23 protein-coding genes are annotated in these 24,926 nt (G+C 67.8%); 15 read left to right on the top strand and 8 right to left on the bottom strand.

Features of this window, described 5'->3' with window-relative positions; translation table 11 throughout:
• Positions 1–3 precede the first annotated feature (3 nt).
• The 4 genes from AC5LXX_RS09520 to AC5LXX_RS09505 all read right to left on the bottom strand — a co-directional run bounded on the left by AC5LXX_RS09520 (position 4) and on the right by AC5LXX_RS09505 (position 3,846).
• Positions 4–1,155 carry a DegT/DnrJ/EryC1/StrS family aminotransferase gene (locus AC5LXX_RS09520; protein WP_124450324.1) on the bottom strand — a complete coding sequence of 384 codons (1,152 nt, stop codon included), beginning with the start codon at positions 1,153–1,155 and terminating at the stop codon, positions 4–6.
• Between the two features lie 130 nt (positions 1,156–1,285).
• Entirely contained in the window at positions 1,286–1,657 is a 372-nt protein-coding gene (locus tag AC5LXX_RS09515) for an SMR family transporter (RefSeq protein ID WP_059233978.1), read from the bottom strand.
• A 13-nt stretch (positions 1,658–1,670) separates the two neighbouring features.
• Entirely contained in the window at positions 1,671–3,347 is a 1,677-nt protein-coding gene (locus tag AC5LXX_RS09510; protein WP_493409320.1) for a glycosyltransferase family 39 protein, read from the bottom strand.
• Between the two features lie 124 nt (positions 3,348–3,471).
• Entirely contained in the window at positions 3,472–3,846 is a 375-nt protein-coding gene (locus tag AC5LXX_RS09505) for an Mth938-like domain-containing protein (RefSeq protein ID WP_059645648.1), read from the bottom strand.
• A 316-nt stretch (positions 3,847–4,162) separates the two neighbouring features.
• Here AC5LXX_RS09505 and AC5LXX_RS09500 point away from each other — a divergent pair, with 316 nt between their 5' ends.
• The 6 genes from AC5LXX_RS09500 to AC5LXX_RS09475 all read left to right on the top strand — a co-directional run bounded on the left by AC5LXX_RS09500 (position 4,163) and on the right by AC5LXX_RS09475 (position 10,496).
• On the top strand, positions 4,163–5,401 hold the full coding sequence (locus AC5LXX_RS09500; RefSeq protein WP_124450316.1) for a pyridoxal phosphate-dependent aminotransferase: 1,239 nt from the start codon (positions 4,163–4,165) through the stop codon (positions 5,399–5,401).
• Between the two features lie 53 nt (positions 5,402–5,454).
• Positions 5,455–6,783 (top strand): homoserine dehydrogenase, encoded by a 1,329-nt coding sequence (locus AC5LXX_RS09495; protein ID WP_124450314.1) that lies wholly within the window; start codon positions 5,455–5,457, stop codon positions 6,781–6,783.
• A 14-nt stretch (positions 6,784–6,797) separates the two neighbouring features.
• Positions 6,798–8,249, top strand: a complete 1,452-nt coding sequence (thrC, locus tag AC5LXX_RS09490; protein ID WP_493400879.1) for a threonine synthase — start codon at positions 6,798–6,800, stop codon at positions 8,247–8,249.
• A 234-nt stretch (positions 8,250–8,483) separates the two neighbouring features.
• Positions 8,484–9,731 carry a molybdopterin molybdotransferase MoeA gene (locus AC5LXX_RS09485; RefSeq protein WP_493409319.1) on the top strand — a complete coding sequence of 416 codons (1,248 nt, stop codon included), beginning with the start codon at positions 8,484–8,486 and terminating at the stop codon, positions 9,729–9,731.
• Between the two features lie 19 nt (positions 9,732–9,750).
• Complete coding sequence (gene moaD, locus AC5LXX_RS09480) at positions 9,751–10,008, top strand: molybdopterin converting factor subunit 1 (RefSeq protein WP_012328655.1); 258 nt, start codon at positions 9,751–9,753, stop codon at positions 10,006–10,008.
• An 11-nt stretch (positions 10,009–10,019) separates the two neighbouring features.
• Positions 10,020–10,496, top strand: coding sequence for a molybdenum cofactor biosynthesis protein MoaE (locus AC5LXX_RS09475; protein ID WP_493409318.1), 477 nt, complete (start codon positions 10,020–10,022; stop codon positions 10,494–10,496).
• Positions 10,497–10,563: 67 nt separating this feature from the next.
• Here the strand turns inward: AC5LXX_RS09475 and AC5LXX_RS09470 are convergent, their stop codons facing one another.
• Entirely contained in the window at positions 10,564–11,124 is a 561-nt protein-coding gene (locus AC5LXX_RS09470) for a group III truncated hemoglobin (protein WP_493409317.1), read from the bottom strand.
• Between the two features lie 250 nt (positions 11,125–11,374).
• Here AC5LXX_RS09470 and AC5LXX_RS09465 point away from each other — a divergent pair, with 250 nt between their 5' ends.
• On the top strand, positions 11,375–11,893 hold the full coding sequence (locus AC5LXX_RS09465; RefSeq protein WP_493409316.1) for an Rrf2 family transcriptional regulator: 519 nt from the start codon (positions 11,375–11,377) through the stop codon (positions 11,891–11,893).
• Between the two features lie 157 nt (positions 11,894–12,050).
• A complete protein-coding gene (gene clpB, locus AC5LXX_RS09460) occupies positions 12,051–14,648 on the top strand; it encodes an ATP-dependent chaperone ClpB (protein WP_124450301.1) in 2,598 nt (865 codons plus the stop codon).
• Between the two features lie 118 nt (positions 14,649–14,766).
• Here clpB and AC5LXX_RS09455 read toward each other — a convergent pair whose 3' ends face one another.
• Both AC5LXX_RS09455 and AC5LXX_RS09450 read right to left on the bottom strand, forming a co-directional pair.
• Positions 14,767–15,198 (bottom strand): YidB family protein, encoded by a 432-nt coding sequence (locus AC5LXX_RS09455; protein ID WP_124450299.1) that lies wholly within the window; start codon positions 15,196–15,198, stop codon positions 14,767–14,769.
• Between the two features lie 88 nt (positions 15,199–15,286).
• Entirely contained in the window at positions 15,287–15,886 is a 600-nt protein-coding gene (locus AC5LXX_RS09450; protein ID WP_124450297.1) for a ComEA family DNA-binding protein, read from the bottom strand.
• Positions 15,887–16,172: 286 nt separating this feature from the next.
• On the opposite strand from AC5LXX_RS09450, the gene AC5LXX_RS09445 reads away from it, so the two are divergent.
• Both AC5LXX_RS09445 and AC5LXX_RS09440 read left to right on the top strand, forming a co-directional pair.
• The gene (locus AC5LXX_RS09445) at positions 16,173–16,634 is read left to right on the top strand and encodes a MerR family transcriptional regulator (RefSeq protein ID WP_493409315.1); all 462 of its coding nucleotides are present in this window, start codon (positions 16,173–16,175) and stop codon (positions 16,632–16,634) included.
• Positions 16,618–17,061 (top strand): carboxymuconolactone decarboxylase family protein, encoded by a 444-nt coding sequence (locus tag AC5LXX_RS09440; protein WP_493409314.1) that lies wholly within the window; start codon positions 16,618–16,620, stop codon positions 17,059–17,061. The genes AC5LXX_RS09445 and AC5LXX_RS09440 overlap by 17 nt, the downstream gene beginning before the upstream one ends.
• A 19-nt stretch (positions 17,062–17,080) precedes the next feature.
• Here AC5LXX_RS09440 and AC5LXX_RS09435 read toward each other — a convergent pair whose 3' ends face one another.
• Entirely contained in the window at positions 17,081–18,997 is a 1,917-nt protein-coding gene (locus AC5LXX_RS09435; protein WP_493409313.1) for a sigma-54-dependent Fis family transcriptional regulator, read from the bottom strand.
• 518 nt (positions 18,998–19,515) lie between these two features.
• Between AC5LXX_RS09435 and AC5LXX_RS09430 the strand changes: the two genes are divergently transcribed.
• The 5 genes from AC5LXX_RS09430 (at position 19,516) to lipA (ending at position 24,922) form a co-directional block, all read left to right on the top strand.
• Positions 19,516–20,574: an ATP-NAD kinase family protein gene (locus tag AC5LXX_RS09430; RefSeq protein WP_493409312.1), complete on the top strand. Its 1,059-nt coding sequence runs from the start codon at positions 19,516–19,518 to the stop codon at positions 20,572–20,574.
• Between the two features lie 217 nt (positions 20,575–20,791).
• Positions 20,792–21,775: a thiamine pyrophosphate-dependent dehydrogenase E1 component subunit alpha gene (locus AC5LXX_RS09425; RefSeq protein ID WP_493409311.1), complete on the top strand. Its 984-nt coding sequence runs from the start codon at positions 20,792–20,794 to the stop codon at positions 21,773–21,775.
• 54 nt (positions 21,776–21,829) lie between these two features.
• Positions 21,830–22,834 (top strand): alpha-ketoacid dehydrogenase subunit beta, encoded by a 1,005-nt coding sequence (locus tag AC5LXX_RS09420; protein ID WP_493409310.1) that lies wholly within the window; start codon positions 21,830–21,832, stop codon positions 22,832–22,834.
• 4 nt (positions 22,835–22,838) lie between these two features.
• Entirely contained in the window at positions 22,839–23,954 is a 1,116-nt protein-coding gene (locus AC5LXX_RS09415) for an acetoin dehydrogenase dihydrolipoyllysine-residue acetyltransferase subunit (RefSeq protein ID WP_493409309.1), read from the top strand.
• 2 nt (positions 23,955–23,956) lie between these two features.
• Positions 23,957–24,922 carry a lipoyl synthase gene (lipA, locus tag AC5LXX_RS09410; protein ID WP_493409308.1) on the top strand — a complete coding sequence of 322 codons (966 nt, stop codon included), beginning with the start codon at positions 23,957–23,959 and terminating at the stop codon, positions 24,920–24,922.
• The last annotated feature ends 4 nt before the right edge of the window (positions 24,923–24,926 follow it).

Below are 24,926 nucleotides of genomic sequence, written 5' to 3'. Positions count from 1 at the left end.
CGCTTATTTTCCGTATTGTTCGCAAATCTGGTTGATGGCGTCGACCACGCGACGCACGTCGTCTTCCGTCATCTGCGTGAACAGCGGCAGCGTGACGGTCGACGCGCCGTACCGTTCGGCGTGGGGGAACATGCCCTCCTTGAAGCCGCGCGCACGGTACAGCGTGAAGAGATGGATCGCCGGGTAGTGGATGCCCGTGCCGATGCCGCGTTCCTTCAGCTGCGCCATGAACTCGGCGCGCGTGATCGTCAGCCGTTCGAGCGGCAGCGTGATCAGGAACATGTGCCAGTTGCTGTTCGCGAAGTCGGCGACCGGCAGGCCGACGCCGAGCTTCGCGGCCGCGCTGCCGTCGAACGCGGCGAAATACGCACGGGCGAGCGCGCGGCGCTGCGCGGTGAAGCGGTCGATGTGCGGCAACTGGCCGAGGCCGACGCGGGCGGCGACGTCGGTCAGGTTGTACTTGCCGCCGAGCACGTCGCAGTCCATCCCGTCGAAGCCGGTGCGCGTGATGCCCTGCAGCCGGTACTTCTGCGCGAGCGTCGCTTCGTCCTCGTTGTTCAGCACGAGTGCGCCGCCTTCGATCGTCGTCAGGTTCTTGTTCGCGTGGAAGCTGAACGACACGAGGTCGCCGATCGCGCCGATGCGCTTGCCGTTCCAGGTCGAGCCGAACGCCTGCGCGGCGTCTTCGATCACGCGCAGCTTGTGCGCGCGCGCGATCGAGTACAGGCGGTCCATGTCGACCGGCAGGCCGGACAGGAACACCGGGATGATCGCCTTCGTGCGCGGCGTGATCGCCTGCTCGAGCTTGTCGAGATCGATGTTGCGCGTGACGGGATCGATGTCGGCGAACACGGGCGTCGCGCCCGTTTCGATGATCACGTTGCTGGTCGAGACCCACGACGCCGGCGTCGTGATCACTTCGTCGCCGGCACCGACGCCCGCGATGCGCAGGCCGATCTCGAGCGTGCAGGTGCCCGAATTGAACACGCGGACCGGACGGCCGCCGCAGTACTCGGACAGCGCTGCCTCGAACTTCTGGCTCTGCGGGCCGGTGGTGATCCAGCCCGAGCGCAGCACGTCGACGACGCCCTGGATGGTTTCCTCGTCGATTTCCGGGCGGGTGAACGGCAGAAACGGAGCAGTAGTCTGGCTCATGAACGCGTTGGCCTGTAATGGCGTGTAATAAAAGGGTCGGGCGATCCCGCCCGAAACCGGCATTAAACACCGGTTGGCGGATTCGCACCGTGATTTTTTGTAGGCGGGCGCTTAACGCCGCGGGGCATGCTCAGCTGCGCGCGAGCACGAGCACCCCGATCAGGATGATGCCGATCCCGATGAGCCGCTGGACGGACAGCACTTCGCCGAACAGGTACCACGCCGCGAACGCATTCACGACGTAGCCGAGCGACAGCATCGGGTACGCGATCGACACGTCGACCCGCGACAGCCCGAGAATCCAGACCACGACGCTCAGCACGTAGCAGCCGAGGCCGCCGATGATCGGCAGCTGGGTCGCGATCTTCAGGCCGACCGGGAGGATGTTCGCACGGCTGAATTCGAAGTGCCCGACGGCGTTGACGCCGGCTTTGAGCAGCAGCTGCGCAACGGCGTTGAGCATCACGCCGGTGACGATGCAGACGAGTGAAACGGGGTTCATGCGATGGGCGTCCTTACGATTGCGGTTTCTCGACGATCACGCGGCGGTTGTCGCGCGCGATCACGCGCATCGGCACGCCCTGCTTGACCAGCGTGTCGTACTGGCCGGGCGGCATGATCGCGAGCGCGTGGGTTTCCTGCTTCCAGCGCGTGATCCATTCGTCGACCGTCGGAATCCACTTGTTCGGCTCCATCGAGATCCCGAACGCGAGCTCGTCCTGGCGCTGGACCATGATCGTCGTGTGGCCCATGTAGAACGGGAACGTGTGGTCGAGCATCTCGACCGAGTAGAACGGCGTGTCGGGCGGCAGTTTCGCCAGTTCGGCGCGCACGGCGGGCGCGAGCAGCGCGCCCGAGCTGTAGCGGCCGAATTCGTCGTGCCCGGTGCCGCCGATCGTGCCGAACGCGAGCCAGGCGGCGCCGAACGCGGCGATCGCGGCCGCGACGCCCGTGCGGCGGTTCAGCCACGCGGCCGCGAGCGTCAGCGCGGCCGAGACCGCGAGGCCCGCGTACAGCCACATCTGGAACGCGCGGTACAGCGCGTTCGGCGTACGGGCATCGCCCAGGTACGCGAGGAAGATGATCCCGAATGCCGCGGCGACGAAGAACACGAGGTAGCCGAGCAGGTGGCGGCGGAACCGGTCGGCCGTCATCAGCGGCAGGTACGCGCCGATGATCAGCGCGAGCGCCGGCGCGACCGGCAGCACGTACGAGATCAGCTTCGAATGCGACGTGCTGAAGAACAGGAAGATGAAGGCGCTCCAGATCAGCAGCACCAGCATCGGCGAGAAGCCGTTCGGCTGGCGCGGCATGCGCAGCGCATGGCGGATGCTCTGCCACGCGACCGACAGCCACGGCAGGAAGCCGACCAGCAGCACCGGCACGAAGTAGTACACCGGGCCCGGGCGGTTCTGTTCCGGGGTCAGGTACCGGCGGAACTGCTGGACGATGAAGAAGAAGTTGAAGAATTCGGGGTTGCGCTGCTGGACCAGCACGAACCACGGCGTGACGATCGCGAAGAAGATCACGAGGCCGCTGACCAGGTACAGGCGCTTCCACAGCGCCCAGTCGCGCGCGATCAGCGTATAGAGCACGAGCACGGCGCCGGGCAGGATCAGGCCGACGAGGCCCTTGGACAGCACCGCGAACGCCATCGCGGCCCAGCACGCCCACATCCAGCCGCGCACCGCGGCCGGGCGCAGCCCGGGCTGTTGCGCGAGCAGCAGCGCGCAGAGCGACAGCGCCATCCAGAACGCGAGCCCCATGTCGAGCGCGTTGAAGTGGCCCATCAGGTTCCAGTACGGCGAGCTCGCGAGCACGACGGCCGCGAGAAAGCCCGACAGCGGGTTGAACAGGCGCGCGCCGGTGTAGCCGACGAGCAGGATGCCGGCGAAGCTCGCGACGGCCGTGTAGAGGCGCGCCTGCCATTCGCCGATGCCGAACCACGCGAACGTGAGCGCATTCAGCCAGGTCTGCAGCGGCGGCTTCTCGAAGTACTTGTAGCCGTTGTAGCGCGGCGTGATCCAGTCGCCGGTGACGAACATCTCGCGCGCCATCTCCGCGTAGCGGCCTTCGTCGCTCGGGATCAGGTGGCGCAGCCCGAGCGGCGCGAACCAGACGATCGCGAGCGCGACGAGCAGGAGGACGAGCGTGATGCGATTGAGCGGTAGCCTCGACGGCGTATCGTTCATGGATTTTCAGCCTGTTGGTTGTTGTGACGGGCCGCCGGCGGGTTGCGCCGGCGGCGGGCGGCCTGGCCGGGCCGATCGAAGGGATCGACCCGCTGCGCCGGCCCGAGTTTTACCGCATCGGGGATTAACGTTCAATTAAGAGCGCGGCGGCGACTTTGCGGCCCTCGGCCATCAGGATGTTGTAGGTGCGGCAGGCCGCCTGGAAATCCATCGTCTCGACGCCGATCCGCTTGGCCGTGAGCGCCGCGACGAGCCGAGGGTGCGGGAAGCGCAGCCGCGCGCCGCTGCCGAAGATCACGAGTTCGGGCGTCGGATCGAGCAGCATCGCGAAATGCTCGGGCGCGAGCGCGTCGAACGACGCCACGGGCCATGCCTGGACTGGCGCGCCGGGCAGCACGATGACGCTCGTTTCATGGCGTTCGAGATTGACGTCGACGTAATCGGGGCCGTAGCCGGTGACGGTGTTGAGCGCGCCGCTCGTGTCCTGGTGCAGTTTCAAATCGGTATTCCGCGGTTCCGTAGGGGAATGGTTCGCAGGGCCGAAGCGGCCCGGATGGCCGGTTTCACGCGCCTGGCCGCGCGGGGACGCCTGACGGCGCGGGCCCGGCGCGGCTATGGTGCATTGCGAAAGTCGGCCAAAATCCGCTAAATTATAACTTTTTGGTCGCCCCCGGGCGCCACTTGCGTCGTGCGTCGCCACAAGCCGCGCCCGACCGCCCGCTTTTTCCCAGTCTAGACAGCGCGCACAGACCGGCCGCTTTCCAGTTTTGATCCCGTCCCCCCGGCCGCAAGGCCAACCCAGGAACCGTGTCGTCGTGAAACCGATTCAGAAGTCGAACAAGCTGCTCAACGTCTGCTACGACATCCGTGGCCCGGTGCTCGAGCACGCGAAGCGCCTCGAGGAAGAAGGCCACCGCATCATCAAGCTGAACATCGGCAACCTCGCGCCGTTCGGTTTCGACGCGCCGGACGAGATCATCCAGGACATGATCCGCAACCTGCCGGCGTCGTCCGGCTATTCGGATTCGAAGGGCGTGTTCTCGGCGCGCAAGGCCGTGATGCACTACACGCAGGAAAAGGGCGTCGTGGGCGTCGGCCTCGACGACATCTACATCGGCAACGGCGCGTCCGAGCTGATCGTGATGGCGACCCAGGCGCTGCTGAACGACGGCGACGAGGTGCTGCTGCCCGCGCCCGATTACCCGCTGTGGACGGCGGCCGTGAGCCTGTCCGGCGGCACGCCCGTGCACTACGTGTGCGACGAGCAGAATGCGTGGATGCCCGATCTCGACGACATCCGCAGCAAGATCACGCCGAACACGAAGGCGATCGTCGTGATCAACCCGAACAACCCGACGGGCGCGCTTTATTCCGACGAATTGCTGCTCGAGCTGATCGACATCGCGCGCCAGCACGGGCTGATCGTGTTCGCCGACGAGGTCTACGACAAGATCGTCTACGACGGCCTCGAGCACACGGCGATGGGCGCGCTGTCGGAAGATGTGATCACCGTCACGTTCAACAGCCTGTCGAAGAGCTATCGCTCGTGCGGCTACCGCGCGGGCTGGATGGCCGTGTCGGGCCTCGGCGGCGACAATCGCCGGCGCGCGAAGGATTACCTCGAGGGGCTCGGCATCCTGTCGTCGATGCGCCTGTGCGCGAACGTGCCCGGCCAGTTCGCGATCCAGACGGCGCTCGGCGGCTACCAGAGCATCAACGAGCTGATCGTGCCGAGCGGGCGCCTGTACAAGCAGCGCGAGCTCGCGTACGACATGCTGACGTCGATCCCGGGCGTGACCTGCGTGAAGCCGCAGGCCGCGCTGTACATGTTCCCGCGCCTCGATCCGAAGCTTTACCCGATCCAGAACGACCAGCAATTCATTCTCGACCTGTTGCTCGAAGAGCGCGTGCTGCTGGTGCAGGGCACGGGTTTCAACTGGGCCACGCCGGACCACTTCCGCGTGGTCTTCCTGCCGAACCTCGACGACCTGACCGATTCGATCAACCGGATCGCACGCTTCCTCGACGGCTACCGCAAGCGCCATTCGGTCTGAGCGGGCAGCGTCACACGGAATTCACTACTACTTACTCATCGATCACACGCAGCATGGAACCGATCAAAGTTGGCCTGTTGGGCTTCGGCACGGTGGGCAGCGGCACCTTCACGGTGCTGCGCCGCAACCAGGAAGAAATCAAGCGACGCGCGGGGCGCGGCATCGAGGTGGCGCGCATTGCCGTGCGCAACCCGGCCAAGGCGCAGGCTGCGCTCGGCGGTGACGCCGCCGCCGCGCAGATCACCGACGACTTCAATGCAGTCGTCGACGATCCGTCGATCGCGATCATCGCCGAGATGATCGGCGGCACGGGCATCGCGCGCGAGCTCGTGCTGCGCGCGATCGCGAACGGCAAGCACGTCGTGACGGCGAACAAGGCGCTGCTCGCGGTGCACGGCACCGAGATCTTCGAAGCCGCGCGCGAGAAGGGCGTGATGGTCGCGTTCGAAGCGGCCGTCGCCGGCGGCATCCCGATCATCAAGGCGCTGCGCGAAGGCCTGACCGCGAACCGCATCCAGTACATCGCGGGCATCATCAACGGCACGACCAACTACATCCTGTCGGAAATGCGCGACCGCGGGCTCGACTTCGCGACCGCGCTGAAGGCCGCGCAGGAACTCGGCTACGCGGAAGCCGATCCGACCTTCGACATCGAAGGCGTCGACGCCGCGCACAAGGCGACGATCATGAGCGCGATCGCGTTCGGCGTGCCGGTGCAGTTCGACCGCGCCTACGTCGAAGGCATCAGCAAGCTCGACGCGACCGACATCCGCTACGCGGAAGAGCTCGGCTATCGGATCAAGCTGCTCGGCATCACGCGCCGCGCCGAAAACGGCATCGAGCTGCGCGTGCACCCGACGCTGATCCCCGAGAAGCGCCTGCTCGCGAACGTCGAGGGGGCGATGAACGCGGTCGTCGTGCACGGCGACGCGGTCGGCACGACGCTGTACTACGGCAAGGGCGCGGGCGCGGAGCCGACCGCATCGGCCGTGGTCGCGGATCTCGTCGACGTCACGCGCCTGCATACGGCCGACCCGGAGCATCGCGTGCCGCATCTGGCGTTCCAGCCGGACAGCCTGTCGAACACGCCGATCTTGCCGATCGAGGAAGTGACGAGCGGCTATTACCTGCGCCTGCGCGTGGCCGACCAGACCGGCGTGCTCGCCGCCATCACGCGCATCCTCGCCGAATCGGGCATTTCGATCGACGCGCTGCTGCAGAAGGAGTCGGAGCAGGTCGACGGTGCGAACGGCGAAACCGACATCATCCTGATCACGCACGAAACGGTCGAGAAGAACGTCAATGCTGCGATCGCGCAAATCGAGAGCCTCGCGACGGTCGTGTCGAAGGTGACGAAGCTGCGCATGGAAGCGCTGAACTGAGGACGGAAGGCGACATGAACTACATCTCCACGCGCGGCGCCGGCATCGGCGAGCGCCACACGTTCTCCGACATCCTGCTCGGCGGCCTCGCGAAGGACGGCGGGCTCTACCTGCCGGCCGAGTATCCGAAGGTGTCCGCCGACGAGCTCGCGCGCTGGCGCACGCTGTCGTACGCGGATCTCGCGTTCGAGATCCTGTCGAAGTTCTGCGACGACGTGCCGGCCGACGACCTGCGCGCGATCACGCGCCGCACGTACACGGCCGCCGTGTACAGCAACACGCGCCACGGCGAGAACGCGTCCGACATCACGCCGCTGAAGACGCTCGGCACCGAGAACGGCGCGGCGCTGTCGCTGCTCGAACTGTCGAACGGCCCGACGCTCGCGTTCAAGGACATGGCGATGCAGCTGCTCGGCAACCTGTTCGAGTACACGCTCGCGAAGCACGGCGAAGCGCTGAACATCCTCGGCGCGACGTCCGGCGATACGGGCAGCGCGGCCGAGTACGCAATGCGCGGCAAGGCCGGCGTGCGCGTGTTCATGCTGTCGCCGCACAAGAAGATGAGCGCGTTCCAGACGGCGCAGATGTTCAGCCTGCAGGATCCGAACATCTTCAACCTCGCGGTCGAAGGCGTGTTCGACGACTGCCAGGACATCGTGAAGGCCGTGTCGAACGATCACGCGTTCAAGGCGCAGCAGAAGATCGGCACGGTCAACTCGATCAACTGGGCGCGCGTCGTCGCGCAGGTCGTGTACTACTTCAAGGGCTATTTCGCGGCGACGCAGTCCAACGACGAGCGCGTGTCGTTCACGGTGCCGTCGGGCAACTTCGGCAACGTCTGCGCGGGCCACATCGCGCGGATGATGGGGCTGCCGATCGCGAAGCTCGTGGTCGCGACCAACGAGAACGACGTGCTCGACGAGTTCTTCCGCACCGGTGCGTATCGCGTGCGCAGCGCCGAGAACACGTATCACACCAGCAGCCCGAGCATGGACATCTCGAAGGCGTCGAACTTCGAGCGCTTCGTGTTCGACCTGCTCGGCCGCGATCCGGCGCGCGTGATGCAGCTGTTCCGCGACGTCGAGGAAAAGGGCGGCTTCGATCTCGCGGCGAGCGGCGATTTCGCGCGCGTCGCCGAGTTCGGCTTCGTGTCGGGCCGCAGCAGCCACACCGACCGCATCGCGACGATCCGCGACGTGTTCTCGCGCTACGACACGATGATCGATACGCACACGGCCGACGGCGTGAAGGTCGCACGCGAGCACCTGGACGCCGGCGTGCCGATGGTCGTGCTCGAGACGGCTCAGCCGATCAAGTTCGGCGAGACGATCCGCGAGGCGCTCGATCGCGAAGCCGAGCGGCCGGCCGCATTCGACGGGCTCGAGTCGCTGCCGCAGCGCTTCGAGGTCGTGAAGGCCGATGCACGGCAGGTGAAGGACTTCATCGTCGCCCACACGGGCGCGTGACGCACGGCCGGGCCCGCGGGCCCGGCTGCGCAGGACGGCCGGAATGCCGATTCGTCGAACGGATCGGGGTTCCGGCCGTTTCAATTGGCGCGCGGGCACCGCTTGTCACGCGAAACAAGTGCCAGACCCGCGCGTTCGCGCCGATCACAGTTTTCGCATGTCTGCCATATCGCGCGCCCGTGCGACGGCGTCGCTACAATGACGTATTGACTCCAACGATCCCCGATTCCATCGATGTCGAACCCGAATCCCGCGGCGCCGCGCGCGCCGATGCTGTCGACCGCCGAGGCGTTCGCCGCGCTGCTCGATGCCGCGAAGCCGTTGCCCGGCGCCGAAACCGTCGCCACGCTCGACGCGCTCGGCCGCGTGCTGGCCGCCGACGTGAGTTCGCCGCTCGACGTGCCGCCGATGCATACGAGCGCGATGGACGGTTATGCGGTACGCGTCGCCGACCTGCTGCACGGCGATCGGCGCTTGCCGGTGTCGCAGCGCATTCCGGCCGGCCATCCGGCTCAACCGCTCGCGGCCGGCACGGCCGCGCGGATCTTCACCGGAGCGTCGGTGCCGGCCGGCGCCGACGCGGTCGTGATGCAGGAGCAGGCATCGGCCGACGGCGACGCCGTCGAGATCCTGCACACGCCGAAGGCCGGCGAGTGGATCACCGCGCAGGGCGCGGACATCCGCCAGGGTTCGGTGATCCTGCCGGCCGGCACGCGGCTCACGCCGCAGGCGCTCGGCCTGGCCGCATCGGTCGGCTGCGCGCAGCTGTCGGTGGCTCGGCGGATCCGCGTCGCGGTGTTCTTCACCGGCGACGAACTGACGATGCCCGGCGAGCCGCTGAAGCCTGGCGCCATCTACAACTCGAACCGCTTCACGGTGCGCGGGCTGCTGGAGCGGCTCGGCTGCCACGTGACCGACTACGGGATCGTGCCCGATTCGCTCGCCGCGACGCGCGACACGCTGCGCGAGGCCGCGCGCGATCACGACGTGATCCTGACGAGCGGCGGTGTATCGGTCGGCGACGAGGATCACGTGAAGCCGGCCGTCGAGTCCGAAGGGCGGCTCGCGCTGTGGCAGATCGCGATGAAGCCGGGCAAGCCGCTCGCGTACGGTGCGGTGCGCCGCGGCGACGAGCGCGCCGATGCGCACTTCATCGGGCTGCCCGGCAATCCCGTATCGAGCTTCGTCACGTTCCTGCTGTTCGTGCGGCCGTTCCTGCTGCGCCTGTCCGGCGTACGCGACGTCGCGCCGCGCGCGCTGTCGCTGCGGGCGGACTTTTCGCAAAGCAAGGGCGACCGGCGCAACGAGTTCCTGCGTGCGCGCGTCAACGCGGCCGGCGGCCTCGACCTGTTCCCGAACCAGAGCTCGGCGGTGCTGACGTCGACGGTCTGGGGCGACGGCCTGATCGACAATCCGCCGCAGCACGTGATCAGCGCCGGCGAGACCGTGCGTTTCATTCCGTTTTCCGAACTGCTGTCGTAACGCGACGGCTTCCCGAACCATGAAGATTCAGCTGAAATTTTTTGCAAGCGTGCGCGAGGCACTGGGCGTCGCCGATGAAGAAGCAAACGTGCCGGACAGCGTGACGACCGTCGGCGACGTGCGCGCGTGGCTGCGCGTGCGCGGCGGCGCGTGGGCCGAGACGCTCGCCGAAGGGCGCGCGCTGCGCATGGCGTGCAACCACGAGATGACCGATCCCGACACGCGGCTCACCGAAGGCTGCGAGGTCGCGTTCTTTCCGCCGGTGACGGGCGGTTGAGAGGGCGTGCGATGGCAACGGTACGAGTCCAGGCAGACGATTTCGATCTGAATGCCGAAGTCGCGGCATTGCGCGCGCGCAACCCGAAGGTCGGTGCGGTCGCGTGCTTCGTCGGCACGGTGCGCGACCTGAATGAAGGCGATTCGATCGCCGCGCTGGAGCTCGAGCACTATCCGGGGATGACCGAGAAGGCGCTCGAGAAGATCGCCGCGGAGGCTGTCCGGCGCTGGCCGGGCATCGACGTCGCGATCGTGCATCGTGTCGGCAGGCTGCTGCCGCTCGACCAGATCGTGATGGTTGCGACGGTCGCGTCGCATCGCGGCGATGCGTTCGCGTCGTGCGAGTTCGTGATGGACTATCTGAAGACCGAGGCGCCGTTCTGGAAGAAGGAAACGACGCCGGACGGCGAGCGCTGGGTCGATGCGCGCAGCACCGACGACGCCGCGCTCGCGCGCTGGGGTGTTGAGTCGGGCAATACGCCGCGCTGAGCACAGCGTCAGGGGCGTGCGGCGAGGTGCCGCATGCGCGCCAAGCGTCGCGCGTGACAGCTGCCCGTTACGCGTCCGGATCGACGCCGCGCCCGATGATCTTCGTCGGGAACGGCTCGCCGCGGGCACGCGACGGCTGCGCGTGCGGATCGTCGTCCGCGTCGCGGCGGCGCGGCGCGATCGCGTCGAGCAATGCCTGCTGCTCGGGCGGAATCCGGTAATCCCAGCCGAACCGGCTCAATTGCAGGCTCTGCGCGATCCGCAGCGCGGGCTCCATGAAGCGGATCGCCGCGGGCGGCGCGTAGCGCGCCTCGACGGTCTTCAGGAACAGCGACAGCCAGCGGCTGAAATGGGCCGGCTCGATCCCGTCGAGCGGCTGGTGCGCCTGCTGCACGTTGCCGCGATAGCCCTTGGTGCCGAGCACGAGGCTCGACCAGAACGTGACCATCTTCGGCAGGTGGTCGTCCCAGCGCCCGGCCAGCTTCGCGTCGAACACGGGCCCGAGCAGCGGATCGGCGCGCACGCGGTCGTAGAACGCGTAGACGAGATCGCGGATGTTGTCTTCGGTCGGCTCGGCATCGCGAGGGCGGGCCGGTGCGGTATCGGGCGAGGCGGGCAGGGCGGTCATGGCAAAAAGGGGCCGGTAGATCGGGGCGCCGACGGGCGGTGACGTGGGTGTCAGGCAGGACGCCGGTCGGATTTTGACGCAAAATAGCGTCCAATACCCGCTGAAAACGTGTAACTGTCACGCATCTTATTGCGCGCACGCGATCCCGGCAACCCGGGGCGCGGAACGGGACCGTCGGCCGATCCCGCGGGCACCGCGATCGGCCCGCCTCACGTCATCGGGACACGTTCGCTCACTTCCGTATCCGCTCATGAGACTCACCGACTACACCGACTATTCGCTGCGCGTGATGCTGTACCTTGCCGTACGCGGAGAGGGGCTCGCGACGATCCAGGAGATCTCGGATGCCTACGGCATCTCGAAGAACCATCTGATGAAAGTCGTGCAGCAGCTCGGCGAGCTGGGATGGGTCGACACGGTTCGCGGCCGCAATGGCGGGCTGCGGCTCTTCCCGCAATCGCTGCAGCTGACGGTCGGCGAGGTCGTGCGCGCGACCGAGAGCGACTTCGCGCTGGTCGGTTGCTTTCCGACCGACAGCGGCGAATCGCGCGGCTGCGTGATCGAGCCGCAGTGCCGCCTGAAGGGTGTGCTGGCGGCCGCGCGCGACGCGTTTTTCGCCGAACTCGACCGTCACCGGCTCAGTGAACTCGTCGAGCCCGCGTCGCCGATCGCGGCGCTGCTCGGTATCCGTCCGGGTGCGCTCGTGCGTGCCGACGCGCCACAGGACGACGCGCCGGCGATCGTCGAGCCGCCGTCGGCGGCCGGCTGACACGCGGGCGCCGCGCCCCGCGATCCGGGCGCGGCCCGTCCGAAAGCCGCTTCCAGCCAATCCAGCAATTTTTGCGCTGAATCAACCCGAATTTCGCTTGAAAGCCGCATAACCATCCTCATCTTGGTGTTAATCGAAAATTGGAGGTCTCGACTAAATGAGAATCGACAAGCTCACCACCAAGTTCCAGGAAGCACTCGCGGACGCGCAAAGCCTCGCGGCAGGCCGCGACAATCAATACATCGAACCCGTTCACGTCCTCGCGGCGCTGGTCGCGCAGCAGGACGGTTCCGCCCGCTCGCTGATGTCGCGCGCGGGTGTTCACATTCAGGCGCTGCAGGGCGCGCTGAACGAAGCCATCTCGCGCCTGCCGCAAGTGACGGGCACGGGCGGCGACATCCAGATCGGCCGTGAACTGGCCGGGCTGCTGAACCAGGCCGACAAGGAAGCGCAGAAGCTCAACGACACGTTCATCGCGAGCGAGATGTTCCTGCTCGCCGTGTCCGACGACAAGGGCGAAGCCGGCAAGCTCGCGCGCCAGCACGGCCTCACGCGCAAGGCGCTCGAAGCGGCGATCGCCGCGGTGCGCGGCGGCTCGCAGGTGCACAGCCAGGACGCGGAAAGCCAGCGCGAAGCGCTGAAGAAATACACGGTCGACCTGACCGAGCGCGCGCGTGCGGGCAAGCTCGACCCGGTGATCGGCCGCGACGACGAAATCCGCCGCTCGATCCAGATCCTGCAGCGCCGCACGAAGAACAACCCGGTGCTGATCGGCGAGCCGGGCGTCGGCAAGACCGCGATCGTCGAGGGGCTCGCGCAACGGATCGTCAACGGCGAGGTGCCGGAGACGCTGAAAGGCAAGCGCGTGCTGTCGCTCGACATGGCCGCGCTGCTCGCCGGTGCGAAGTATCGCGGCGAATTCGAGGAGCGCCTGAAGGCCGTGCTCAACGACATCGCGAAGGACGAAGGCCAGACGATCGTCTTCATCGACGAAATCCACACGATGGTCGGCGCGGGCAAGGCCGAAGGCGCGATGGACGCGGGCAACATGCTGAAGCCGGCGCTGTCGCGCGGCGAGCTGCACTGCATCGGCGCGACCACGCTCGACGAATACCGCAAGTACATCGAGAAGGACGCCGCGCTCGAGCGCCGCTTCCAGAAGGTGCTCGTCGACGAGCCGAGCGTCGAGGCGACGATCGCAATCCTGCGCGGGCTGCAGGAGAAGTACGAACTGCACCACGGCGTCGACATCACCGACCCGGCGATCGTCGCCGCGGCCGAGCTGTCGCACCGCTACATCACCGACCGCTTCCTGCCCGACAAGGCCATCGACCTGATCGACGAAGCCGCTTCGAAGATCAAGATGGAAATCGATTCGAAGCCCGAAGAGATGGACAAGCTCGACCGCCGGCTGATCCAGCTGAAGATCGAGCGCGAAGCCGTGAAGAAGGAGCAGGACGAAGCGTCGCAGAAGCGCCTGCAGCTGATCGAGGAAGAGATCGACCGCCTCGGCCGCGAGTATGCGGACCTGGAAGAGATCTGGACCGCCGAGAAGGCCGCGGTGCAGGGCAGCGCACAGCTCAAGGAAGAAATCGAGAAGGTGCGGGCGGACATCGCGCGGCTGCAGCGTGACGGCAAGCTGGAGAAGGTCGCCGAGCTGCAGTACGGCAAGCTGCCGCAGCTCGAGGCACAGCTGAAGCAGGTCACGCAGGCCGAAGAGCAGGAGCAGCACAGCCCGACGCGTCCGCGCCTGTTGCGTACGCAGGTCGGCGCCGAGGAAATCGCGGAAGTCGTGTCGCGTTCGACGGGGATTCCCGTGTCGCGAATGATGCAGGGCGAACGCGAGAAGCTGTTGCACATCGAGGAAAAGCTGCACGAGCGCGTGGTCGGCCAGCATGAGGCGATCGGCGCGGTGGCCGACGCGATCCGCCGTTCGCGCGCGGGTCTCGCCGATCCGAACCGTCCGTATGGCTCGTTCCTGTTCCTCGGCCCGACGGGTGTCGGCAAGACCGAGCTGTGCAAGGCGCTGGCGTCGTTCCTGTTCGACTCGGAAGAGCACCTGATCCGCATCGACATGAGCGAGTTCATGGAGAAGCACAGCGTCGCGCGGCTGATCGGCGCGCCGCCGGGCTATGTCGGCTATGAGGAAGGCGGCTACCTGACGGAAGCCGTGCGCCGCAAGCCGTACAGCGTGATCCTGCTCGACGAGATCGAGAAGGCGCACCCGGACGTGTTCAACGTGCTGCTGCAGGTGCTCGACGACGGTCGCATGACGGACGGGCAGGGGCGTACGGTCGACTTCAAGAACACGGTGATCGTGATGACGTCGAACCTCGGCTCGCAGGTGATCCAGGCGATGACGGGCGCGCCGCAGGAAGAGATCAAGGACGCGGTGTGGCTCGAGGTGAAGCAGCATTTCCGCCCCGAGTTCCTGAACCGGATCGACGATGTCGTCGTGTTCCATGCGCTCGACCGCAGCAACATCGAGTCGATCGCGAAGATCCAGCTGGCGCGCCTGCACGATCGCCTCGCGAAGCTCGACATGGCGCTCGACGTGTCGGACGCGGCGCTCGAGCAGATCGGGAAGGTCGGCTACGATCCGCTGTTCGGTGCACGGCCGCTGAAGCGCGCGATCCAGCAGGAGATCGAGAACCCGGTCGCGAAGCTGATCCTCGCCGGCCGCTTCGGTCCGAAGGACGTGATTCCGGTCGACGTCCACGACGGCAAGTTCGTGTTCGACCGCGTCGTGCACTGATCGCCTGCCATCGGTCGTCCGCCCGGCTCACGCCGTGCGAGCAAAAACAAACACCCCGCCTGAAGCGGGGTGTTTGCTTATGGAGCGGCACAACGGGCTGCCGCGCCGGCTGGAATGCTTAGCCCTGCTTGTTGCCGCCGAACATGCCGGCAAGCTGCGTGAGCGTGCCGAGCACGTTCGACGTGTCGACCTGGCCGCCGGCCGGCACTTCGCCGTTCGGCGTCGCGCCGTTGACGACGTGCGGCAGCACCTGCGCGAGAATCGACGAGGCTTGCGACGGATCGATACCGACCTTGCTCGCGAGCGAGCCGACCACGTCCGAACCGAGCACGTTCTGCAGCGTCTCGCCCGAGATCGGCTGGTTTTCGCCGTTGCCGACCCACGAGCCGATGATGTCGCCGGCGCCGCCTGCCTTGAACTTCTCGATCAGGCCGTTCAGGCCGCCCGGCTGGTTGTTGATGAATTCGAGCGCGGTCGTGATGAGCGCGCTTTGCGAGTTGCCGCCGGCCTGGCCGCCGATCAGACCGCCGACGATGTCGAGGAGACCCATGGTTCTTCACCTTCACTGAAAAGGGCGCCGTGACGACGGCGCCCGTTGAACGAATACCGCGCGCACGCCGTCGCGCGCGCGGCGCACATCAGGCGCCCGACGCCGCGGCGGCGGAGGCTGCCTTGTCCTTCTTGCTCTTCTTCTTCGAACCCTTTGTCGCCTTCGCGGACGACGCGGCGGCCGGTGCGCTCGCACCCGCGTCGGCGGATGCCGCCGCTGCGGCCGCTGCCTTTTCCTTCTTCGACGCGCGCTTCGCCTTGGCCGGTTTCGCCGCCGCATCCGGTGCGCTTGCCGCCGGGGCCGGCGCTGCAGTCGTCGTGCCGGCCGTCGCGGTCGTGGACGTCGACGCGGTGCCGGCAGTCGTCGTGGCCGGTGCGGTTGCGGCCGGCTTCGACAGTTTCACGCCCTTCGGCGGCGTCGACGAGCCGCCGATCGTCAGGCCGTTTTCCTCCAGGTGCCCGACCGATTTCGTGCCGAGGCCCTTCACGCGGTTCGCGAGATCGTCGGCATCCTTGAACGGGCCGTTCTTGGTGCGTTCGTCGATGATCGCCTTCGACTTCACGGGGCCGAGACCCTTCACGGATTCGAGCGCGGCCTGGTCAGCCGAGTTGACTTCGACAGCCGCGGCAAGGCCGGCGGCGAGCGACAGCGACAGCGCGACGAACAGCATCAGCAGCTTTTTCAGCATGGCAAAGGCTCCCTGGTTCTGACGGATGAATGGCTGTTGCAACGGACGGCGGCGCGAGATCGGGCCGGCCGTCGCCGTTAAGCATAGGACAAATGCGTGCCCTTTTTAAGACAGGCTGACCGAATCTTGCTGAAGGCTTGCGATGCTGTAAAGGCCGAAACCCGTGCCGGGCGCCGGTTTTGACCATTCTTTACGGTGTCGCAGGGCGCACGCGGATCGTCGTTGCGCTGGCCGTTCGATAACGCTTGACTTAGAGTGAACTCTAACTCCTAACCTTGTTCCTGCCATGTCGAAAACCGCATCCCAACCCTCCGCCGCCGGTCCGCTGACGATCGGGCAAGTCGCCGAATTGACGGGCGTGTCCACGCACACGCTGCGGTACTACGAGCAGGCCGGCCTGCTGCGCGCGATTTCGCGCACGGCGGCCGGGCACCGGCTCTATGCACCGGCCGACCTGGACTGGCTGGCCTTCGTGATGCGCCTGAAGGCGACCGGCATGCCGATCGCGCAGATGCAGGCATTCGCGGTGCTGCGCGAGCAGGGCGAGTCGACGTTCGGCGCGCGGCGCGACTTGCTGGTCGCGCATCGCGACGCGGTGCGCGCGCATCTCGCGGAGCTGCAGGCGAGCCTCGACGCGATCGGCGACAAGATCGCGTACTACGAGGCGCAGGGGCGCGAAGCGGAACGACGGGCAAATTCTTCTCACGCTTTATCGGAACAGGACGGACACCATGGAACGACTCGTTGAGGATCGCTACACGCGCGGCTGGAACAAACTGAAGGAAATCGACGGCGAAGTGGGCGAACGCGTGATCGCGGCGCTCGCGCCGATCGCACCGGACTTCGGGCGGCTGCTGGTCGAATTCAGCTTCGGCGACATCTACAGCCGGCCGCAACTCGACCTGAAGGCGCGCGAAATCGCGACGATCGCCGCGCTGGCCGCGCTCGGCAACGCGCAGCCGCAACTGAAGGTGCATATCGAGGCCGCGCTGAACGTCGGCTGCACGCGCGACGAGATCGTCGAGGTGTTCATGCAGATGGCCGTGTATGCGGGGATGCCCGCCGCGCTCAACGCGCTGTTCGCCGCGCACGAAGTGTTCACGCGGCGTGACGAAGCGGCCGGCGAAGATGGACATGACGGAAAGGCGGTCGAAGCGGCCGGGCAGGCCGCATGACCGTGGTCGTGCCCGTGCGTCACGCGCGGTGCGGTGCGACGATCCGGTGCTTCGCGATACGCCGGTACAGCGTCGCACGCGACATGCCGAGCGCCTTGGCGGCCGCGTCAGGCCGCCAGCGGTGCGCGGTGAGCGCCGCGACGATGCGGCCGCGCTCGTCGTCGGGCAGCGCGCCGGCCGCATCGGCGCCGAGTTGCGCGACGAGGTCGGCCGGCAGGTCGTGCCGCGTCACGCGCGCGGCGTCGCACACCGCGCACGCGTAGCGCAGCACGTTGCGAAGTTGCCGCACGTTGCCGGGCCACGCGTACGCGGCGAGCTGCTCGGCGAGCGTCGGATCGAGCGTGAGCACGTGGCCGGTCGCCTGCGCTTCCTCGGCGAACACGGCGGCAATCACGTCGCGCACGTCCGCGCGTTCACGCAGCGGCGGCAGTTCGAACGTCGCGCCGCTCAGCCGGTAGTACAGGTCTTCGCGGAACGTCCCGTCGGCTACCATCCGCGCGAGATCGCGGTGTGTCGCGCAGATCACGTCGAGATCGACGCGCACGGGCGTGTCGCTGCCGAGCGGCACGACCTCGCCGTCGGCGAGCACGCGCAGCAGGCGCGTCTGCAGCGCGAGCGGCATGTCGCCGATTTCATCGAGAAACAGCGTGCCGCCGTCGGCGAGCGCGATCTTGCCGCGTGCACCGTGCTTGCGCGCGCCGGTGAACGCGCCGGCCGCATAGCCGAACAGTTCGCTCTCGATCAGCGCATCCGGCAGCGCGCCGCAGTTGACGGCGACGAACGGTCGCGCGCGCCGCGCACCGGCATCGTGGATCGCGCGCGCGAACACTTCCTTGCCCGCGCCGGTTTCGCCGAGCACGAGAATCGGCAGCCGCTTGCTCGCGACGCGCAGCGCGAGCTCGGCCTGCTGCGCGATATGCGCGTCGCTGCTGTGCAGGAACGGCGTCAGCGCGCCGACGTGGCGTGGCGCGGTGCCCGCGCGGCGCGATACCGTGCCGGGCTCGCGGCCGGCGCGCCGTAGCGGCGCCCGCAATCGCGCATAAAGCGGCGCGCCGGTCGCGCGCAGCCGCAGCGCGACGATCGTATCGAGCCGCGCGGCATCGCGCAGCGGCATCTCGGTCGCATCGAAGATCTCGTCGATATGGCGCGGCTCGCGCAGCGCCGGCAGCGCATCGCGCGCCTGCCGGTTCGCGGCGACGATATTGCCGCATTCGTCGAACGCGATCAGCCATTCGGGTTGCGCTTCGACGTAGTGACGGTTCGGATGCCCGAACAGGATCCAGTACTGTGCGGTGCTGTGAACGAAGTAGCCGTCCTCGATCAGCGCCGCGCTTTGCCGCACGAGCTGGTAGACGAGCCGCTGGCTGTCGCGGCCGTCGGGCGAATGCACGGCCGACGCGTCGAGCACGCCGATCAGTTCGCCGCCCGGCGAGAAGATCGGCGCCGCGCTGCAGGTGAGCGTCGTGAACGCCGCGCGAAAGTGATCGGTCTTGTGCACGGTGATCGGTGCGAGATCGGTCAGCACGCTCGCGACGCCGCACGTTCCTTCCTCGCTTTCCGACCAGCACGAGCCGATGTGCAGCCCCGCATGACGGAAATCGTTGCGGCGCTCGCGGTCGATCCGGTAGTCGATCGTCACGCCGTGCGCGTCGGTCAGCATCACGCAGTAGTCGGCGACGCGGATCATGTCGTGCAGCCGCGTCAGGCACTGGCCCGACGCGCGCAGGAAGGCCTCTTCCTTGTCGCGCACTTCACGCAGCTCGGCCGCGGTCAGCACACGCGGGCCGATCGACGAAGCCGGGTCGAGACGATAGCGCTCCAGCGAGCGTTGCCAAGACGACACGAGGCGCTCGGAGTCGGCCGGCGCGGGCAGGCGCCCGGCGAGCGCGCCGAGTACACGGTCGGCGTGCTGGGCCTGGGGGACGGCATAGGGCATGGTCGGCTCCGGTTCCGTACGGCGGGGATATCGCTGTCCTTGTAGCACATCCGGTTCGGCGGATCACATTGCATCGCAGCACGCGGCGGGCGTGAGACGTTCGTCTCACCGGGGTCTCGCCGCGTCTCGCGCGATTGAGACATCCGCATGCGTGGCGCGCGGTGGTCGTCCGGCTGGCCGGCGCAGGCGCCGAGCCGCACGCGTGCGGGGTTTGCGGGCACGGCGGCGCGCATGCGCGGATGCCGGGGCGATCGATTCCTTGCATCGACTTCGTGAGACGCCCGGGCCGCTTCGCGATGCGCTGCGCCGTCACGGTCGCGAATCCGGAACGTGCGCCTGTCCGCCGCGCCAGTGTGCACGCGGGTTCCACGGTTATCGCAGTGACGATGGCACGCCGCTTGCAGAGATCACGGACAAGCCGATGCGGTCGCGTCGGCGACGACGATCCGCCGCCCGTCGATGGCAGCGGACGCAACAGGCAGGGCCGACATGCCGGCCCACTGGATGGAGACGAACCCGTGACGACGCCCGTTACCGTCGGCGTGATCGCGAACCCCGCATCGGGGCGCGACATTCGCCGCCTTACGACGCATGCATCCGTGTTTCCGACGGCCGAGAAGGCGAACATGATCGTGCGCCTGCTGGCCGGCCTCGGTGCGATGGGCGTCGAGCGCGTGCTGACGCTGCGCGACCGCACGGGCATTGCGACGCTGCTGCTGCGCGCGATCGACACGCATCGCGCGGTCGCGCCGCACGAACGCTGGCCCGAGGTCGAATTCGTCGACCTGCCGATCACCGATAGCGTCGCCGACACGCAAGCCGGCGCCGCCTACCTGCACCGGATGGAAGTCGCGCTGATCGTCGTGCTCGGCGGCGACGGCACCCATCGCGCGGTGGCCGCGCATTGCGGCGCGACGCCGCTCGTCGCGCTGTCCACCGGCACCAACAACGCGTTTCCCGAACATCGCGAGGCGACCGTCGCCGGCGTCGCGGCCGGGCTCGCCGCGACCGGCGCCGTGCCGGCCGAAGTCGCGTTCGTGCGCAACAAGCGGCTCGTCGTGCGCTGCGTGGCGGGCGCGCAGCCGGGGCGCGAGGAAATCGCGCTCGTCGACGTGTGCGCCGCGCGGCAGCGCTTCATCGGCGCGCGTGCGATCTCCGGTTCCGACGACATCGATTCGCTCTACCTGACGTTTGCCGAACCGGACGGCATCGGCCTGTCGGCGCTCGGCGGTGCGTGGGCGCCGCTCGAACGCAGCGCGCCGCACGGGCTCGCGATGCGCTTCGCGGAAGCCGGCAAGGCGGGCGGCACGCCGCTCGCCGCACCGATCGCGCCAGGGCGCATCGACCGCGTCGTGATGCGCAGTTGCGAGCGGCTCGAACCGGACACGTGGCAGGTGATTCCATTCGAGCGCGGCACGCTTGCGTTCGACGGCGAACGCGAGATCGAGGTCGCGCGCGGCGATCGCTACGAGATCTCGCTCGACTGGCGCGGGCCGCTGACGGTCGACGTCGGCCGCACGCTGCGCTACGCGTCTTCGCGGCAACTGCTGCGCGACGCCGGCGCGCGGTACGACTGAGCAGCCGGTTTCACGCGACCCATTTCGATATCCATAACGATCATCAAGGAGATATCGCCATGACAGCCCCGCTCGAGGGACAGGTTGCCATCGTCACGGGCCAGGCCGTGAACGTCGACGGCGGCTTCACGTTCCACTGACGGCCACAGGCCGTGCAATCCGTCGCCACGGCAGCGCCGCGGCGGCATTCGCAGTCAGACCTACCCAGGAGACACACATGACCGCTTCGACACAGCTCAGCAGGGACAAGCTGCTGGACGCCTATCGGCTGATGCGCACGATCCGCGAATTCGAGGAACGCCTGCACGTCGAATTCGCGACCGGCGAGATACCCGGCTTCGTTCACCTGTACGCGGGCGAGGAGGCGTCCGCCGTCGGCACGATCCTGCACCTCGGCCTCGACGACTACGTGGCCACCACGCACCGCGGCCACGGCCATTGCATCGCCAAGGGCGTCGACGTGCACGGGATGATGGCCGAGATCTACGGCAAGAAGACGGGCGTCTGCCACGGCAAGGGCGGCTCGATGCACATCGCCGACCTGTCGATGGGGATGCTCGGCGCGAACGGGATCGTCGGCGCGGGCGGCCCGCTCGTATGCGGCGCGGCGCTCGCGGCGAAACACAAGAAGACGGGCGGCGTCGGCGTGTGCTTCTTCGGCGACGGCGCGTCGAACCAGGGCGTGATCTTCGAATCGATGAACCTCGCGTCGGTGTGGCGGCTGCCCGCGATCTTCGTCGCCGAAAACAACGGCTATGCGGAAGCGACGTCGTCGAGCTGGTCGGTCGCGACCGACAACATCGCGGATCGCGCGAACGGGTTCGGGATGCCGGGCGTGATCGTCGACGGCTTCGACTTCTTCGCGGTGCACGAAGCGCTCGGCGAAGCCGTGGAGCGCGCGCGCAACGGCGGCGGCCCGACGCTCGTCGAGGTGAAGTTCACGCGCTATTTCGGTCACTTCGAAGGCGATGCGCAAACCTACCGCGCACCGGGCGAGGTGCAGAAGCTGCGCGACGAGAAGGACTGCCTGAAGCATTTCGAAACGCGCGTCGTGCGCGCCGAAGCGCTGACGACCGACGACCTGCGCGCGGTCGACGCACAGGTGAAGGCGCTGATCGACGACGCGGTGGCGCAGGCGAAAGCGGCGCCGTTGCCGGATGCCGCCGACCTGCTGACCGACGTCTACGTGTCGTATCCGTGAGTGCGGCCTGACACCGCAACCGGCACGGCGAACCGAACATTCCAGGAGACAGACATGGCAAGGAAGATCACTTATTCGCAGGCGATCAACGAAGCGCTCGCGCAGGAAATGGCGCGCGACGACAGCGTGATCGTGATGGGCGAGGACAACGCGGGCGGCGCGGGCGCGCCGGGCGAGGACGACGCATGGGGCGGCGTGCTCGGCGTGACGAAGGGGCTGTTCCACAAGTTTCCGGGCCGCGTGCTTGATACGCCGCTGTCCGAGGGCGGCTACATCGGCGCGGCGGTAGGAGCTGCCGCATGCGGGATGCGGCCCGTCGCGGAGCTGATGTTCATCGATTTCATGGGCGTGTGCTTCGACCAGATCTTCAACCAGGCCGCGAAATTCCGCTACATGTTCGGCGGCAAGGCCGTGACGCCTGTCGTGATCCGCGCGATGTACGGCGCCGGCTTGCGCGCGGCCGCGCAGCACTCGCAGATGCTCACGTCGCTGTTCACGCACATTCCGGGGCTGAAGGTCGTGTGCCCGGCGACGCCGTACGACGCAAAGGGGCTGCTGATCCAGGCGATCCGCGACAACGATCCCGTGATCTTCCTCGAGCACAAGCTGCTCTATACGCGTGAAGGCGACGTGCCGGAGGAATCCTATGCCATTCCGTTCGGCGAGGCGAACGTCGTGCGCGACGGTGACGACGTGACGATCGTCACGTACGGCCGGATGGTGCATCTCGCGACGGACGCGGCCGCGAAGCTAGCGAAGGACGGCATCCAGTGCGACGTGATCGACCTGCGCACGACGTCGCCGCTCGACGAGGAAACGATTCTCGAAAGCGCGGAGCGCACCGGGCGCGTGGTGGTCGTCGACGAAGCGAACCCGCGCTGCTCGATCGCGACCGACATCGCCGCGCTCGTCGCGCAGCGCGCGTTCCGGTCGCTCAAGGCGCCGATCGAGCTCGTGACCGCGCCGCATACGCCCGCGCCGTTCGCGAGCGTGCTGGAAGACCTGTACATCCCGACCGCCGATGCGATTGCACAGGCGGCCCTGAAGACGAGGAGCTGACACGATGTCGATTCACATGATCACGATGCCCAAGTGGGGGCTGTCGATGGAGCAGGGGCAGGTCAACGGCTGGCTGAAGGCGATCGGCGAACGCGTGACGAAGGGTGACGAAGTGCTCGACGTCGAGACCGACAAGATTTCGTCGGGCGTCGAATGCGCGTTCGACGGCACGCTGCGCCGGCAGGTCGCGCAGGAGGGCGAGACGCTGCCGGTCGGCGCGCTGCTCGGCGTCGTCGCGGCAGCCGAGGCGAGCGAGGCCGACATCGATGCGGCAATCGCCGATTTCCAGCGGGATTTCGTACCGGCCGCCGCATCCGACGAAGCGGCGGGCCCGCAGCCCGAGAAGGCGCAGATCGGCGGCCGCACGGTGCGCTTCCTGAAGCTCGGCGACGGCACGGGCACACCGGCCGTGCTGATCCACGGCTTCGGCGGCGACCTGAACAACTGGCTGTTCAATCACGCGGACCTCGCCGCGCACCGGCCGGTGTGGGCGCTCGACCTGCCTGGTCACGGCGAATCGGGCAAGGCGGTCGATACGGGCAGCCTCGACGAACTCGCCGATGCGGTGCTCGCGTTGCTTGACGCGCAGCACATCGAGCGCGCGCACCTGATCGGCCATTCGATGGGCGGCGCGGTTGCGATGGCCGCGGCCGAGCGCGCACCGCAACGCGTCGCGTCGCTGACGCTGATCGCGAGCGCGGGGCTCGGCACCGACATCAACCGTGCGTACATCGACGGTTTCGTCGCCGGCAACAGCCGCAACACGCTGAAGCCGCACCTCGGCGCGCTGTTCGCGGACAACGCGCTGGTGACGCGGCAGCTCGTCGAGGATCTCGTCAAGTACAAGCGGCTCGAGGGCGTGCAGGCCGCGCTGGAGAAGATCGCGAACGCCGCGTTCGACGGGGCGGCACAGCGGCGCGTGTTCCGCGACCGGCTCGCTACGCTCGCGCCGCGCACGCTCGTGATCTGGGGCGAGCACGACCAGGTGATCCCCGCGCGGCATGCGCAGGGCTTGCCCGACGGCGTACAGGCCGAGGTGATCGCCGGCAGCGGGCACATGGTGCAGATGGAAGCGGCCGCCGACGTGAACCGCCTGATCGTCGCGTTTCTCGGAGACTGACGATGGCCGCCGCGCTCGAACGACCCAGCCTCACGGCGCTCGGCCAGCCGGGCGCGCGCAGCCGCGACAAGCTCGCGCGCATTCCGGTGCGCGTCGAGCCCGCGGCCGGCGCGGCGCTGCCGAAGCCGCCGTGGCTGCGCGCGCGGCCGATGATGAGCGCGGCGGTGGCCGACATGGCCGCCGTGCTGCGCGAGCATCGGCTGCATTCCGTCTGCGAGGAGGCGATGTGTCCGAACATCGGCGAATGCTTCGCGCAGCGCACCGCGACCTTCATGATCATGGGCGGGCTGTGCACGCGGCGCTGCCCGTTCTGCGATGTCGCGCATGGCCGCCCCGATCCGCTCGATCCCGACGAGCCCGCGCGGCTGGCCGGCGCGGCCGCGGCGCTCGGGTTGCGCTACGTCGTGATCACGTCGGTCGATCGCGACGACCTGCGCGACGGCGGCGCCGCGCATTTCGCCGCGTGCATCGCGGCGGTGCGCGCGAGCGTGCCCGGCATCGGCGTCGAAGTCCTGACGCCGGACTTCCGCGGCCGCGTGACGCGTGCGCTCGATGCGCTGTCGGCGGCGTGGCCGGACGTGTTCAACCACAACATCGAGACTGTGCCGTCGCTGTATCGCGCGGCGCGGCCGGGCGCCGACTATCGCGGTTCGCTTGAATTGCTCGCGCGGGCGAAGCAGGCACGGCCGGGGCTGGTGACGAAATCGGGGTTGATGCTCGGGCTCGGTGAGTGCGACGACGAACTGCGCGATACGCTGCGCGACCTGCGCGCGCACGACGTCGACGTGCTGACGCTCGGCCAGTACCTCGCGCCGTCGGAACACCATCTGCCGGTGCGGCGCCACGTGAGCCCGGAGGCGTTCGCCGCGTGGCGCGGCGAGGCACTCGAACTCGGCTTCAGGGAAGTCGTCGCCGGCCCGCTCGTGCGGTCGTCGTACCACGCGGCCGACGTGCTGGAGGACGCGTAGCGGG

It is taken from the genome of Burkholderia torrens (assembly GCF_984668525.1).
The sequence above is the reverse complement of the archived record's forward strand: the minus strand, read 5'-3'. Positions and strand labels throughout refer to the sequence as shown.

Bases quoted from the DNA above. Each gene is read 5' to 3' on its own strand.
- AC5LXX_RS09450 (WP_124450297.1), bottom strand. From the start codon at position 15,886: ATGCTGAAAAAGCTGCTGATGCTGTTCGTCGCGCTGTCGCTGTCGCTC.
- AC5LXX_RS09455 (WP_124450299.1), bottom strand. From the start codon at position 15,198: ATGGGTCTCCTCGACATCGTCGGCGGTCTGATCGGCGGCCAGGCCGGC.
- AC5LXX_RS09445 (WP_493409315.1), top strand. From the start codon at position 16,173: ATGTCGAAAACCGCATCCCAACCCTCCGCCGCCGGTCCGCTGACGATC.
- lipA (WP_493409308.1), top strand. From the start codon at position 23,957: ATGGCCGCCGCGCTCGAACGACCCAGCCTCACGGCGCTCGGCCAGCCG.
- AC5LXX_RS09420 (WP_493409310.1), top strand. From the start codon at position 21,830: ATGGCAAGGAAGATCACTTATTCGCAGGCGATCAACGAAGCGCTCGCG.
- moaD (WP_012328655.1), top strand. From the start codon at position 9,751: ATGAAGATTCAGCTGAAATTTTTTGCAAGCGTGCGCGAGGCACTGGGC.
- AC5LXX_RS09440 (WP_493409314.1), top strand. From the start codon at position 16,618: ATGGAACGACTCGTTGAGGATCGCTACACGCGCGGCTGGAACAAACTG.
- AC5LXX_RS09510 (WP_493409320.1), bottom strand. From the start codon at position 3,347: ATGAACGATACGCCGTCGAGGCTACCGCTCAATCGCATCACGCTCGTC.
- AC5LXX_RS09515 (WP_059233978.1), bottom strand. From the start codon at position 1,657: ATGAACCCCGTTTCACTCGTCTGCATCGTCACCGGCGTGATGCTCAAC.
- AC5LXX_RS09415 (WP_493409309.1), top strand. From the start codon at position 22,839: ATGTCGATTCACATGATCACGATGCCCAAGTGGGGGCTGTCGATGGAG.
- AC5LXX_RS09475 (WP_493409318.1), top strand. From the start codon at position 10,020: ATGGCAACGGTACGAGTCCAGGCAGACGATTTCGATCTGAATGCCGAA.
- AC5LXX_RS09465 (WP_493409316.1), top strand. From the start codon at position 11,375: ATGAGACTCACCGACTACACCGACTATTCGCTGCGCGTGATGCTGTAC.
- AC5LXX_RS09470 (WP_493409317.1), bottom strand. From the start codon at position 11,124: ATGACCGCCCTGCCCGCCTCGCCCGATACCGCACCGGCCCGCCCTCGC.
- thrC (WP_493400879.1), top strand. From the start codon at position 6,798: ATGAACTACATCTCCACGCGCGGCGCCGGCATCGGCGAGCGCCACACG.
- clpB (WP_124450301.1), top strand. From the start codon at position 12,051: ATGAGAATCGACAAGCTCACCACCAAGTTCCAGGAAGCACTCGCGGAC.
- AC5LXX_RS09495 (WP_124450314.1), top strand. From the start codon at position 5,455: ATGGAACCGATCAAAGTTGGCCTGTTGGGCTTCGGCACGGTGGGCAGC.
- AC5LXX_RS09435 (WP_493409313.1), bottom strand. From the start codon at position 18,997: ATGCCCTATGCCGTCCCCCAGGCCCAGCACGCCGACCGTGTACTCGGC.
- AC5LXX_RS09485 (WP_493409319.1), top strand. From the start codon at position 8,484: ATGTCGAACCCGAATCCCGCGGCGCCGCGCGCGCCGATGCTGTCGACC.
- AC5LXX_RS09520 (WP_124450324.1), bottom strand. From the start codon at position 1,155: ATGAGCCAGACTACTGCTCCGTTTCTGCCGTTCACCCGCCCGGAAATC.
- AC5LXX_RS09425 (WP_493409311.1), top strand. From the start codon at position 20,792: ATGACCGCTTCGACACAGCTCAGCAGGGACAAGCTGCTGGACGCCTAT.